Source organism: Deinococcus misasensis DSM 22328 (assembly GCF_000745915.1).
Taxonomy (GTDB): Bacteria; Deinococcota; Deinococci; order Deinococcales; family Deinococcaceae; genus Deinococcus_C; species Deinococcus_C misasensis.
The window spans coordinates 26,365-40,789 of the sequence record NZ_JQKG01000010.1; the positions used below are offsets into that span (position 1 = coordinate 26,365).

At 54.8% G+C, this 14,425-nt stretch carries 6 protein-coding genes and 1 riboswitch; of the genes, 5 read left to right on the top strand and 1 reads right to left on the bottom strand.

Annotated features, from left to right (window positions below; all coding sequences use genetic code 11):
* The 5 genes from Q371_RS07995 (at position 1) to Q371_RS08010 (ending at position 13,799) form a co-directional block, all read left to right on the top strand.
* Positions 1-10,242, top strand: a complete 10,242-nt coding sequence (locus Q371_RS07995; protein WP_034338677.1) for a beta strand repeat-containing protein — start codon at positions 1-3, stop codon at positions 10,240-10,242.
* A gap of 123 nt (positions 10,243-10,365) precedes the next feature.
* Positions 10,366-11,142 (top strand): FAD-binding domain-containing protein, encoded by a 777-nt coding sequence (locus tag Q371_RS08000; protein ID WP_034338910.1) that lies wholly within the window; start codon positions 10,366-10,368, stop codon positions 11,140-11,142.
* The gene (locus Q371_RS08005; RefSeq protein WP_051963688.1) at positions 11,139-11,621 is read left to right on the top strand and encodes a deoxyribodipyrimidine photo-lyase; all 483 of its coding nucleotides are present in this window, start codon (positions 11,139-11,141) and stop codon (positions 11,619-11,621) included. Before Q371_RS08000 ends, Q371_RS08005 begins: the two co-directional genes overlap by 4 nt.
* Complete coding sequence (locus Q371_RS26435) at positions 11,599-11,775, top strand: DUF2256 domain-containing protein (RefSeq protein ID WP_084571321.1); 177 nt, start codon at positions 11,599-11,601, stop codon at positions 11,773-11,775. The genes Q371_RS08005 and Q371_RS26435 overlap by 23 nt, the downstream gene beginning before the upstream one ends.
* Before the next feature lie 169 nt (positions 11,776-11,944).
* A riboswitch (cyclic di-GMP riboswitch) is annotated at positions 11,945-12,030 on the top strand.
* Positions 12,031-12,407: 377 nt separating this feature from the next.
* On the top strand, positions 12,408-13,799 hold the full coding sequence (locus tag Q371_RS08010; RefSeq protein ID WP_051963691.1) for an RCC1 domain-containing protein: 1,392 nt from the start codon (positions 12,408-12,410) through the stop codon (positions 13,797-13,799).
* An 82-nt stretch (positions 13,800-13,881) separates the two neighbouring features.
* Here the strand turns inward: Q371_RS08010 and Q371_RS08015 are convergent, their stop codons facing one another.
* Positions 13,882-14,271, bottom strand: a complete 390-nt coding sequence (locus tag Q371_RS08015; RefSeq protein ID WP_034338678.1) for a DUF3197 domain-containing protein — start codon at positions 14,269-14,271, stop codon at positions 13,882-13,884.
* Positions 14,272-14,425 lie beyond the last annotated feature (154 nt).

A 14,425-nucleotide genomic window follows, 5' to 3' on the forward strand; every position in this document is an offset into this window, starting at 1 on the left:
ATGTCATCCACCCGTGGATTGCAATGGAGGACCCTGCTTGTGCCCCGAGCAGTTTATCGATTGTGCGTGCTTTTGCTGAGTCTGCTGTTTTCTCTGGCCCATGCCCAGAGCGCGAACCTTTTCATGAGTGTCAAACGCACCACTGGAACAGATGTCTCCGCTGTGGCCTCTGGAACTTCTGTGACCTACAACCTGTGGGTGCAAAACACCTCTGGCAGCAACATGACATCTGCCTACCTTCGCATCAACATTCCTGAAGGGGCACAATACAACTCAGGTTCTTACTCTTCTGCCGTGGTGACCAATCCCGGTTCTCAAACGGCTCCCGCTGGTGATGGATCATTTACAGGAAAGGGAAACACTCCATTTTTGACGGGGCTTTTCAACTTGCGCAATGGTGCCCTGCTTCGATTTTCTTTTTCAGTGACCCTGACCGATGCAAGCTTGCGTGGTGATTACGCATTGCAAGCCATTGTTGTGAACAACGACAATGGCAATGCCTTTTATTCAGACAACATTGACAGCAGTCCCAGCACGACCATTCCTGCTGCAATCACCAGCAGTGGTCTTTTGACTGGCAGCTTCACACAAGATGAGGTTGCTGCAACCCGAGATCCCACCACCTTTCCCCTTTCGCAGACCATGCCCTTGGCATGCACCAACATTTATGGCAGTGTTTTTCCATTGCCCACGACTTCCACCTTCAGTGATTACTACCGGATCAGGACTTTCAATCCTCTGGCGTCTCCGATCACTTCAGGTTGGGGTTCCAATTACTTTAATGCAGCCATGCCCACTGCTGCTGTTGCGATCAACCCCACATCCACTCGCATTTACTATGTGCCCAATGTTGGCAGTCAGACCAGTGGGAACTCAGCTTTGTACTACTTTGATGGCAGCAAAAATGTGAGTACAGGCAAAACAGTACCTGTGGTCAACCGGATGGGAGCAGCTCCAAACGGAAGAATTTACATGATGTCTCTGACCAGCCTGTATGTTTATGATCCTGCAACAGATGCATTGACTGGTCCCTTCACTGTTCAGGATCAACTGGGAAACAGCGTTTTGTTTTCTGCGCAAGTGGGTGGAGACCTTGCATTTGACCAGAGCGGTCGCATGTATGTGTTGGCCTACGATGGGACAACCCCCACCAATTACGCCATGTATCTGGTTTCCAATCCAGATTCAACCAGCCCATCCGCCATTTTTTTGGGAAATGCTCCTGCTGGTGGGATCCAGATTGCCTCTCTGGCGTTTTACACAGACAACAAAATGTATTTGCAGGGATCATCCAGCACAGGCCCAACCGTTGAATACGATGTGGCGACCAACCTGAAAACAGACAAAGGAAATGCTGGGATCACTGCCAACTCAGGTGCAGCAGATTTTGCGTCTTGTGTTTATCCTGCGCTCAATCCAGTGTTTACGGCCACCAAAACGGTCACCAACACCACCCGTGTTTCGGGCATTCCGCAAGCAGGGGATGTGCTGGAATACACCGTCACGGTGACCAACGGCGGAAATGTGGCAGCAGGAAATGTCACCATGTCGGATTTGCTCCCTGCCAACGTGACTTATGTTACCAACAGCACCACCATGAATGGAACCGCCTATGGCATTCCAAGCACCTCGGGTGGAAATCCCTTCAACCAGACGGATGGTGGTACATTTCCGTTTGCCCCCTCTCAACCTCAGGTTGATCGACGCCTCAGTTCTGCCACTGAGCAACTGGGTGTTTTGATCACCGATACCCCACTGATCACAGGTTCTGAAAGTGCTGTGGTGAAGTTTCGGGTCACTGTCAATTCCAACACCACTGGAGACATCTGCAATCAGGCTTCAGTGACCTACAACGACACATCCATCCTGACCATGAACCAGTTTGGATCCACTGCGCCAACATGCACAGGTTTTACGGATCAAGGGGATGCTCCGGCATCTTATGGCATGGCGCAACATACTGTTCCAAACACTGTCAACTTGCGTTTGGGCACTGTCAATCCAGATGTGGATTTCAACTCACTGGCATCCACGGGTACCCTTGACGACACCACAGGCACCGATGATGAAGATGCTTTCACTGGAACGGTGCCTCTGGTTTTGGCCAGCACAACCGCCACCCTCAGCAACATTCCGGTGTCCAACACCACTGGAAGTGCAGCCTCGCTGTCTGCATGGGTGGACTTTGATCGAAATGGTACTTTTGACACCGATGAACATGCAACGGTGTCTGTACCCAACAATGCAACCAGTGTCAACTTGACTTGGAACAGCTTGCCAGCAGACTTCAGTCAGGGTGCCAGCTACATCCGTTTGCGTCTTTCCAGCACAGCGTTGACTTCGGGGCAGCCATCCACTGCAGTCAGCAATGGTGAAGCAGAAGATTACGCCATCACCCTGGCTTTGAACAGCATCACAGGAACGGTCTTGGAAGATGTGAACTTTGGTGGAACCGCCAGAAACTACAGCACTGCCAACACCAGTGCAGTGAACTCGGGGTGGACCACCGGTCAAATTCGCCGTCCCAATGCCAGAGTGGAACTGTACAGCAGCACAGGGGCTTATCAGGCTTTCACCACCACCGATGCCACAGGCCAGTACACATTCAATGTGTCTGCAGGTTCTTATCAGGTGCGTGTGGTGAACAGCAGTGTCAGCAGTGTGCGTGCAGGTTATGTGAACACCCTGATTCCCGTGCAAACCTTCCGCACCAATGCCAGCACAGGAACAGCGGTGGCTGTCACCAACGAAATTGGGGGCCGCAACCCTGCGGAAGTGGATGCAGGCAACAATGCTGGCGGCCAGAGCATTGCCACCTTGGATGCCTTGAGCGGGCAGCACGTTCAATCGTTGGCTCCTGTCACGGTGAGCAGCAGCAATGTGACAGGTGTGGATTTTGGTTTCAACTTCGACACCATCGTCAACACCAACAACACAGGACAAGGCTCAGTGCGGCAATTTGTGCTCAATGCCAATGCGCTCGGTGAAGAAAGCAAACTGGCCCAGAGTGGCAACCGCAAGGACATCAGCAACACCAACCAGAGTTTGCCCTCTGGCAAAGAAACCAGCATTTTTGTGATTCCCAGTGGTCAACTGACTGCGGGTACAGGTTCTCTTGCCAGCAACCGGACCGCTGTGGTCAACGCCGCCAGTTTGATTCAATTCACAGGAAGCAATGCCCAGAACACCATTCTGGATGGCAGCACCCAGACGGTCAACGTTGCAGACAGCAATCCTGGTGTATTGGGTGCAGGGGGCACTGTGGGAACGGGTGCAGATGCGATTGCTGGCAATGCAGATGACACTGTTTTGAATCAAATTCAACGTCCAGAAGTGGAAATTCGTGCATTGGTGGGTTCGGTGCCTGCCATGGGGCTTCAGGTTTCGGTGGGCAACATCACCATCCGGGGCATTTCCATTTTTGGCTTTGGTGGAGCTGCCAACTCAGACAACAATGCCAACATTCATTTTGATGGCACAGGCAACAATGCTTTGATTGAACAGAACTTCATCGGCATTTCCAGCCTCAGAACAGCTTTTGATTGCTCGGCTGCGGTTGCCACTGCCGCGTCCACAAGCACAGGAGACAACTTGCGCAGCGTGGGAATGGATGATGGAGTGGTGCAATTCAACTTGATTGGTTGCAGTGCAGGTAAAGGTTTTGGGGTGGAATCGGGTTCGGAACGCTGGCAGATCATTGGCAATGAGATCCGTGGCAATGCCATTCTGAATTCCAACCTTGACGGGATTGACATTGAAAACGGCACCAGTGGTCAGGCCGTGGTGCGTGGCAACTTGATCACTGCCAACTGGGGTGTGGGGGTAGACGCTTATTCTGGTGCAGGAAGCAACACCATCGAATACAACACCATCTCTGGGAACGGAATCGGCAACCAGAGCAACATTGAAGATCCGGGCGTCAGGATTTATGGTACGGGCAGCACCGTTCGATTCAACCGCATTCAGAGCAACGTGGGCTCTGGTGTGATGGTGCAAGCAAGCAGCAGTGGGAATGTCATCAGCCAGAACGCCATCTCAGACAACGGCAAGATTGGGATTGATCTGTTGAATTCCACAGACGATGTCACCCGAGGCACTGCTCCCTTTGTGACGGTCAATGACAGTGGTGATGGGGATACAGGTGCAAACGGATTGCTCAACTTCCCTGTGTTTGGTACAGCAGTTCTGACAGGAAGCACCTTGGAAATCAGTGGTTTTGCCCGTCCCAATTCATTGATTGAGCTTTTCATCTCGGACAATGATGCCAGTGGGTTTGGTGAAGGCCAGATCTATCTGGGTTCGGTCACTGAAGGGTGCTCGACAGTCAATGTCACCACATGCTTGGCTGCCGATACAGATGCCAGCACCGGAAGCTATGCCCCCAATGTGAACGGCTTGAATCAAGGCAGCGACAACACCAACCGATTCTTGTTCTCCATTCCACTTGCCAGCCTCAAAGCCACAGTGGTGATGGGCAGCAAGCTGACCGCAACGGCCACCCTCAGCAACAACACTTCAGAGTTCAGTGGTCAGGTGACCGTGGTGGGGAGGGTTTCAGGAACGGTCTTCGAAGATGTGAACTTTGGTGGAACCGCCAGAAACTACAGCACTGCCAACACCAGTGCAGTGAACTCGGGGTGGACCACCGGTCAAATTCGCCGTCCCAATGCCAGAGTGGAACTGTACAGCAGCACAGGGGCTTATCAGGCTTTCACCACCACCGATGCCAGCGGAGGATACTTCTTTGATGTGTCTCCTGGCACCTATCAAGTGCGTGTGGTGAACAGCAGTGTCAGCAGTGTGCGTGCAGGTCATGTGAACACCCTGATTCCCGTGCAAACCTTCCGCACCAATGCCAGCACAGGAACAGCGGTGGCCGTCACCAATGAAATCGGGGGCCGCAACCCTGCGGAAGTGGATTCAGGCAACAATGCTGGCAGCCAGAGCATTGCCACCTTGGATGCCTTGAGCGGGCAGCACGTTCAGTCGCTGGCTTCAGTCACCCTGAGCACGGCTTCGATCACCGGTGTGGATTTCGGTTTCAACTTTGACACCATCGTGAACACCAATGACAACGGACAGGGTTCGGTGGCCCAGTTCATCACCAATGCCAATGCGCTGGGAGATGAAAGCAAACTGACCCAGAGTGGCAACCGCAAAGACCTCAGCAACACCAACCAGAGTTTGCCCTCTGGCAAAGAAACCAGCATTTTTGTGATTCCAGACGCCCAATTGACGGGTGCTGTGAACAGCAGGGTTGCAGTCATCAACCTCTCTGGGGCCAGCGATCCGGCTTTGCCTGCATTCAACGGCACCAACGCCCAGCACACCATTCTGGATGGCAGCACCCAGACGGTGAATGTTGCCAACAGCAATCAAGGGGTTCTGGGTGCAGGTGGCACTGTGGGTACAGGTCTGGATGGAGTGCAAGGCACAGCAGACGATCCTGCCCTCAGCCAGATCCAGCGTCCAGAGGTGCAAATCATTGGCCGATTTGGCATCAATGGCCTGAGTGTCACGGTCAACAACATCACCATTCGTGGCATTGCCATCCGTGGCTTTGGTCAAAACAGCATTGGCAGCGACCATGGGGACATTTACGTGGCCGGGGCTTCCAATTTGACCATCGAACAGAACGTCATTGGCAGCAACCCTACTGCGTTCAGCGATCCGGGCAGCGGAAACCGCAGCAGCAACGGGATTGTGTTCTGGAGTGGCACCATCAACACGGTGGTCATTCAGAACAACCTGATTGGGTTCACCACCAACAGGGGCATTGCTGCGACAGGTGCAGTGGTGACTCTGGATGGTCTGACCGTTCAACAAAACGAAATCCGTTCCACCAACCAGAGCGGAAGCTTCCAAGGGGGCGGTTTGGAACTGAACCCCAGTTACAGCCCTGCCGGAACCATCCAGCGCAACATCACCATCCAGCAGAACCTGATCACAGGGGTGGGCACTGGAGACTCGGCCATCGAGATTGGGTATGCCCCTTCTGACACCAACAAAGTGATTCAGGACAACACCCTCAGCGGCAACGCATTTGCAGGTGTGGCGATGTCTCTGGATCCCCAGTCCGGGACAGCCACCCACAACACCAACACAGGCCGCGATTACATCCGCAGAAACGTGATCACTGGAAACGGTGTGGGCATTCAGATCTATGCCAACGGCACCATCACCGCCCTTGAGAACAAAACCATCAGCCAGAACGCCATTTACGACAACACAGGTCTGGGCATCAACTTGGGGGTTGATGCTGTCACCGGAAACAACGGCCAAAAAACCGCAGCACAGCCCAACCAGATGATCGATTACCCGATCATCACCTCCAGCACCCTGACCTCAAACAGCCTGCAAATCCGGGGTGTGGTGGGTTCCAACCTGCCCAGCAATGCCGTCCCGAGCCCCAACAACTCCACTTTTGCAGGTGCAATCGTAGAGTTCTTCATTGCAGACAACAGTCCGGCCAACCAGGACGGCGAAGTGTTGTTGGGCGATGGACGCACAAAACCCCACGGTGAAGGATCCATCTACATCGGGCAGGGAACCGCAGATGCCAACGGCAACTTCAATGTCACTCTGACCCTCACCCCTGCACAGGTAACGGCTCTGGGAACGGCCACCAACGTGACCGCCACCGCCACCGATGCCTCTGGGAACACTTCAGAGTTTGGTGCTGTGTTGCTGGTGAACACGGTCTCTGGCCGCATCTTTGACGATGTGAACTACGGTGGAGGGGCTGGACGGAATTACACCACCGCCAACACCAGTGCACAAAACGGCGGAACGGGATTTGCCAACAATGCCATTGGACGCAGCGGAGCCACCATCGAGGTGTATGACGCCACGGTTGCTGGCAACCCTGTGGACCTTGATCCCGTCACGGCTGGGGTGCAAAACAGCATCACCTCTGGTACCGATGGGGTGTATTCCATCCAACTCGTGGAAGGCAACTACCAGATCCGTGTGGTGAACAGCACGGTTTCCAGCGTCAGGACCGCCACAGGAGGGACACCTCTGGCCGTGCAAACGTTCCGCACCAATGCCAGCACGGGAACGGCAGTTGCCGTGACCAGTGAAGTGGGAGGTCGCAATCTGGCAGAAGTGGATGCAGGCACAAACGCCACCAGCACCCTCGCCACCCTGAATGGTGTTGCCGGGCAGGAGGTTCAATCCTTCAGCAGCGTCAACCTGACGGCAGGGAATGTCACAGGTGTGGACTTCGGTTTCAACTTTGACACCATCGTGAACACCAACAATGCCGGACAGGGCTCTCTCAGGCAGTTTGTGCTCAACAGCAACATCCTGAACAACACCAACCTGAATCAGGTCGGGCAGGTTTCAGGAAAAGAAGCCTCCATCTTCATGATTCCTGAAACGGCCCTCACAAACGATGTGGCCGTCATCAATCTGACCAGCAGCGTGACCGTCACCGACAGCAACACCACCCTCACCGGCCTGACCCAGACCACCAACATTGCAGACAAGAACACAGGGGCCCTCGGAACAGGTGACAACGTGGGTGTGGATGGACTTGCCCTCAGCAAAGTCAATGCCCCAGAGGTGGAAATCATCCTGGCCAGTGGCACCACCCTGCAAGTCAACGGAACCCAGTTCACCCTGCAAGGTGTGGCATTGCGAGGGGGCAACCAGTTGATTCTGGGCACCTCCACCTTGCCTGCCACGGGTTTCTTGATTGACCAGAGCATCTTTGGCACCACTGCAAAAGCTTTTGTGGTTCCCACATCCGGGTCCCTGTCCCAGCAGTTCGGGATGCAGATTTTCAACGGCTCTGGCATGGTACAGAACAACCTGATCGGCTTCTCTGCCACCTCCGGGATCGACTACATTGGTGGCCCTGCTGGGGTGACCATCCAGAACAACGAGTTCCAGCAAAACGGCAGAACCATCTCGGGTGGAGATGCCATCACCCTGTCGGGCAGTCTGAATGCCAAAGCGGTCACCATCACCGGCAACCTGATCGCCAACTCCAACTCCAGTGGGATCCAGTTTGAAATTGGCAGCGTGGCCAACAATGTGGTCACCAACAACTCCATCACCCGCAACGGTTATGGCGGAGCGGCCAGCCGACTGGAAGGTGCTGGAATCCATTACCTCGCCAGAACCAACGCAGTCAACAGCACCAACACCGACCTGATCTCCAAAAACCTGATTTTTGACAACCAGAAATCTGGCATTGTCATCAACTATGGCCAGAGGAATGTCAGGATTTCCCAGAACAGCTTTTACGCCAACGGCCTGACCTCCATTGACTTCACCACTTCCGATGGACATGTGGGTGGAAACGGAAACTATGGTCAAGGCGATGGGGTGACGCCCAACGATGGCATCACCATCGCCCGTCAGGGAAACACAGGCATTGATTATCCGGTGTTCAACGTGGCCACGCTGACAGGCAACACCGTCAACTTCTCGGGTTTTGTTGGAAACGGGGTCTCCACCACCTTTGATGGTCAGACAGCCATTCTGGAGTTTTACAAAGCCGATGATGACGGCAACCAGAACGGTCCTGTCATTGTTGGAGACGGCAAGAATGTGCCTCACGGCGAAGGCCGAACCTACCTCGGGTCTGTCACAGTGACTTTGGGCACCAACGGGGCTTTCAGTGGCAGCCTGACTGTGCCTGCAGGCACCCTGACCTCCAGTGATTTTCTGGTGGCCACCACCACCATTGGCAACAACACTTCCGAGTTCAGCCCACTGGTGGCCCTCTCAGGCTTCAGCATCTCGGGTTCGGTCTATGCGGACCTGCAACCCAACAGCGTCAAAGATGGAACAGAAGACTGGACCTCTGGAACCACCGTGTACGTCCACCTGATCCAGAGCGGCAATGTGGTGGCCACCACCCCGGTTGCGGCGGGCACAGGGGCGTTCTCCTTCAGCAGTGTCACCAATGGAACCTACACTCTGGCGGTCAGTCGCAATGCAGGAACGGTGGGCAGCCCTGCCCCTGTGATTGCTGCACCTCTGGAATGGCTGTACATCACCCCGCAGAACGGCACTTTGCAGGTGGATGTGCTCAACAGCAATGTCTCTGGACAGAACTTCGGTCTGTTCCGTGGCTCGCTGGTGCGTGGTCGGGTCTTCTACGACGATGCTTTTGGGGCCAGCAGTACTGCTGACGAAACCAGAGCCAACAATGCCCTGCAAGACCTCTCTGAACAGGGCGCATTTGGGGTCACGGTCACAGCTGCAGCAGGATCCAACACGGTGACAGCCGTGACGGACGCCTCTGGAGACTTCAGGATGTACCTGCCGCATGCCCAGTTCGGAGGTCAGAGTGTGGTGCTCAGCCATCAGGTGCAGCCGGCCACAGGCACCAACCTCAACAACACCTCCAGCATCCAGTTGGCCACCACCCTGAACGACGGTCTGGCTGCCAGCCGCACTTTCACCAGCACCAGCGGTCAAATCCTCGGGACCTATCATTTTGGGATTTTGCGTCCTGCAGTATGGCGTCCTGACCAGAGCGGTACCACCAGCAGCCCCGGCATCATTGAATACCTGCACAGCTACCAGCCCCAGACGCTGGGTGAGGTGGCGTTCAGCACCAACGGCAACCTGTACTACGGGGTTTATGGTGACCTGAATTGCGATGGGATCATCAGCGCGTCTGAAAGAAACATCAACTTGCTTGCCACCCCCATGCAGGTCGGTTACGACTGGCCTCGACTGACCGATGGCAGCTTCAAACCCTGTGAAGTGGTGGTGCAGGTTAATGTGCCTTCCAATGTGGCCCCCAACTCGGTGGACCGGGTGCGCGTCAAAGCAGAATTGAGCTGGGAAAACAACACCAGCGTCAAAAACCCCCTGTTCCTGATTGACACCACCACCACCCGCAGTCTGGCCAGTGGAGGCAAATTGAGCCTGACCAAGGGCCTGCGCAACGTGACCCAGGGTGAAACCAACTTCACCACCAACAACGGTGGCAAAGTGAACGAGGTCATCGAGTACAAAATCACCTTCATCAACTCTGGAAACACCGTCATCACCGATGTGGTGCTCGGAGACAACGTGCCTTTCTTCACCGATGTGGTTCAGAATGCCTACGGCACAGGAGAATTGCAGCTCTACTGCCCCAATGGTTCGGTGGTCAACGTGGAACTGGGGAACATCTCAGTGATTGACCTGCCCCTCAACCTGCCCACCACCTGCAACATCAGTCAGATGGCTCCGGGTGAACAGGGATACTTCCTGTACCGGGTACGGATCCGCTGACCTGCTGACTTTCCATCCCCTTCCAGATCTGGAAGGGGATTTTTTGTACACCTGAACACACTCTTTTGACCAATGGCCTCAGGGGCTACAGAGCCAGAGTTCCCCTTTGGATACCCTCTTTTCATGCCCAGATTGGATCCTCTGGTTCCCGATGCAGAACTTGTTGTTTATCTCCGTGAAGCCCTTGCTGGCCTTTATTCTGGCGAAGTGCACCTTCCAGAGCCCTCTGGAGGCCGGGAAGAAGGCCTCAAGCGCCTGAGGGCCTACTCTGGCAAGGATTACGCTGCCCGCAATGAGCTTGCAGGCAATGTCTCCAGGCTTTCCCCTTACCTGAGGCACGGCATGCTCGGTCTGAAGGAAACCGCAGAACATGCCAGACGCACCCTCAAAGGCAAAGACCGTTCTGAATTCCTCAGGCAACTGGCATGGAAGGAGTTTTTCTCTCTGGTGTTCTGGCAGCAGGGAGACCGCATTTTGGAGAACATGGAGCCTCCCAAATACAGTGCCCACTGGACACCAGATTTGCCCGAGGACCTGCGTGAAGGCCAGACCGGGCTTCCCTGTGTGGACGCGTGGGTGAAACGTTTAAAAGACACAGGGTATTTGCACAACCACGAAAGGCTCTGGTTTGCAGCCTACACAGTGCATTTTCGCAAAGTGCACTGGAAGGCCGGATATGCCTTTTTCAGAGGGCACCTCTTGGATGGAGATGTGGCCAGCAATGCCCTGTCGTGGCAGTGGGTGGCCAGCACGTTTTCCAGCAAACCTTACATCATGAACAAGGACAACATTTACAGGTATTCGGCTGCGAAATGGTGCTCGGGATGCACCGCAGATTGCCCTTTCCATGCCAGTTATGAAGCTTTGCAGGACAGGCTTTTCGGCCAGAGGTTTTCATGACCTCCCCGAACCCCTCAAAGGCCATGGTGTGGATCCATGGGGATTCCCTGAGCATCACCGATCCAGCTTTGCAGGCATGCCCTGAGGCCCCAGCCGTTTTTGTGTTTGACGAGGTGTTTCTGTCCAGCCATGCCATTGCTTTCCACCGTCTGGCCTTCATGTATCAGGGGGTCCGGGACATTGCCAGAGCCAGACAAGCAGAGGTGGCCCTGTGCAGGGGCAGCATGGTGCAGGAAATTCTGCAGTTTGCCCAGGAAAAGGGAGCAGACATGGTGCATGTGACCCGTGCACCCACGGCTGAATTTCGCAGGACGTTGGAGGGTCTGAAGTCTGCCCATCTGGATGTGGTGGTGCATGAGCCAGAACGCTTGACGGTTTACTCCAGACCTGTCAGGCGGTTTTTCCCTTTCTGGAAGGAGGTGCAGGCGCAGGTGTATCAAGATGCGCCGTTGTGGGATGAAACACAAGCCCCCTTCTGAACGCGATTCAAAAACCTGTCCGGTGTGTGGCCGTCCATTCCTCTGGCGCAAAAAATGGGAGAAAGTCTGGCCTGAAGTGGTGTACTGCTCAGACCGTTGCCGCAATGCCCGACGAACCAGAAGCGAGGCTGAAGAAAACCTGAAGACAAACTGAAGAACTCTGGCTGCTCTGGCTTTTTTTTGAAGTGCTGGCTGCGCTCTGGCACAGTTTTGAAGCCCATTTTGTACACAAGATGTCACGTAAACATGAAAGAAAAAGTCCTCTCAGAGGACAAAAATCCCCTTCTAAAAAGGCATTTACAATGCCATAATGTACACCAGAGATAGGCTCATGAGGCGATGAAGCGTTTTCCCGTATTCGGGCACCTAGGGAAACGCCGAGCCAGTGGTGCGACCGGCATGAAGCAATTGGTCCTTTGTTCTTCTGTGATCCCCCATGGGGCTTGCAGCTGAACGCACAACCCATTGCATTTCGTTGTCGGTCACTCTTCCAACCCCGGAAGGAGTGACTTTCAGCATGTTACACATCCCAGAAACCCCCAGGAACCGCGGACCCAACCCCACAGAATCGGCCAGAACACCAGGCTGATTGTGAGCACCTGACCCGTATTTTCAGCACCCCAACTTCACCGGCAGAGGAGACCTCCTCTGAAGGACAGGAAGCCTGTGCCTGAAAAACCCGACAGGAGCCAGATGTGGGACAGGAAGGCAGTGCCATCGCACTGGTGAGGACCTCCCACCAACAGTCCACCCCAAGGATTGTTCTGATTTTCCTCACACCGCACCATGAAAAACATCCTGACACTGACAGGCCTGACCTTCCTGATGGTCGCCTGCGGATCTCAAACTGTACCCTCACAACCCCAGACCGCTCCTCTGGCCGCCCCAGAGCAACTGGTGCTCAGCACCCTCACCGGACAACCCACCCTGCTCTGGAAGGACCGCATCACGGATGAAACCTCTTTCGAAGTGCTTTACAGCAAAGATGGCGTGAACTTCCAGCAAGAACAACTGCTTCCTGCCAACACCACCTCTTATGTGCCCAGTGAAGAAGGTTTTTACGCTGTGCGCAGCCGCCGCAACACTGAAATTTCAGAACGCACCAACAGTGTGAAGTACCAACAGGCCCATGAACAGGTCCATCCCACGCCCACGGTGACCGCCCAGAGCAAAGCCCATGTGCTTTCCAGTGGCAATCAGCACAACCTGTTCGTGCAGAACGGAAAAATGAATGCTTTTGGTTGGAACGGTTACGGCCAAACCGCCAAACTCAACCTCAACACGGTCACCGAAGTGGCAGCAGGCTGGAACAGTTCTTTTGCCGTCACCGCCAATGGCACCGTGTGGGCCTGGGGACGCAATGAATTCGGACAACTGGGCAACGGCAACACCACCGACCAGAGCACCCCTGTGCAGGCCTCCATCGACCACGTGAAAAGCATCAGCGCAGGTGTGGAACACACCCTTGCCCTCAAAACAGACGGCACCGTGTGGGCCTGGGGCCACAACAATGTGGGCCAACTGGGCAACGGCAACACCACCGACCGGAGTGCCCCTGTGCAGGTCACAGGACTGAGCAACATCGTGCAAATCGGTGCAGGACTCGGGCACAATCTGGCCCTCAAAGCAGACGGCACCGTGTGGGTCTGGGGCTGGAACAACAACGGACAACTCGGGCTGGGCACCACCCAGAGCCAGAGCACCCCTGTGCAACTCACCGGACTGAGCAACATCGTGCAGATTGCAGCAGGCCATTACCACAGCTTGATCCTCACCAGCACTGGAACGGTGTACAGTTTCGGGGACAACCACAATGGACGTCTGGGCAACGGCAGCACCCTCAGCAGCTTCAAACCCGTTCAAGTGCAAGGTCTGACCGATGTGCAAAGCATCGTGGCTGGTGCAGGACACAACCTCGCCATCACAGGCACGGGCAACGTGTACAGCTGGGGCAAAAACGACAACGGACAGCTTGGGCTGGGCAACACCACCGACCAGAACACCCCAGTTCAGATTCAGGGCATCCAGAGTGCCACGGCCATCTCTGCCGGACGCGCCCACAGCGTGATCCTGACTGCGGGTGGACAACTCTGGAGCATGGGCAGCAACTTTGGTGGACAACTCGGTGATGGCACCACCGAAGACCACCTCAGCCCGGTGCAGGTCACAACCTTGTAATTCGACACAGGACCATCTCTGCAAAACAACCCCGCATGTGCGGGGTTGTTTTGCTGTGTGCGAATCTTTATGGGAATGGATTTCAGATGTAAATGTTGTGATCGGTGGGATTGGCTTTGGACAGCAGCACCTTCAAATCTTCTTCGTCAGGATCGCTGGTCATGCGCTGAAAATCGTAAGGGTTGACCACGGTTTCCTTGAAATTGGTGACCCCAGAGGCAATCGCACTCTGGACCACATCGCGCAAAGCCTCGATTCCGGCCTCGCCATAGTGGGGACCAAAAGCAGGAACACTGAGCACGCTGGCTTCTTTGTTGTGCACCAGCACGCTGTAACGGGCAATGTTGCGGTGCCCCTGAAAATCGGTGAGAACCACAAACATGGTCTCGGGGCCGAGGGTGCTTTTCTCCAGCAGCAGGGCCAGGGTCTCTTTGGGAGCGCCGATTGTGCCTGTGATTTCGGGTGTATGCATGGAATCACCTTAACACCTGTGGTGGGGAAAAGGGAGGAACAAAACACCCGATTTTAAGTCGAGAGCCAAGGGCCGAGGGCTCAAAAAGGCTTTGGCAACAGCTTTCAGGAAAACAAATCCCCTTGACCCTTGCGAATACGCGCTGCATCATGCT

Coding starts and splice junctions, on each gene's coding strand:
- Q371_RS08005 (WP_051963688.1), top strand. CDS start 11,139: ATGACCTCCCCGAACCCCTCAAAGGCCATGGTGTGGATCCATGGGGAT.
- Q371_RS08000 (WP_034338910.1), top strand. CDS start 10,366: ATGCCCAGATTGGATCCTCTGGTTCCCGATGCAGAACTTGTTGTTTAT.
- Q371_RS08015 (WP_034338678.1), bottom strand. CDS start 14,271: ATGCATACACCCGAAATCACAGGCACAATCGGCGCTCCCAAAGAGACC.
- Q371_RS26435 (WP_084571321.1), top strand. CDS start 11,599: ATGAAACACAAGCCCCCTTCTGAACGCGATTCAAAAACCTGTCCGGTG.
- Q371_RS07995 (WP_034338677.1), top strand. CDS start 1: ATGTCATCCACCCGTGGATTGCAATGGAGGACCCTGCTTGTGCCCCGA.
- Q371_RS08010 (WP_051963691.1), top strand. CDS start 12,408: ATGAAAAACATCCTGACACTGACAGGCCTGACCTTCCTGATGGTCGCC.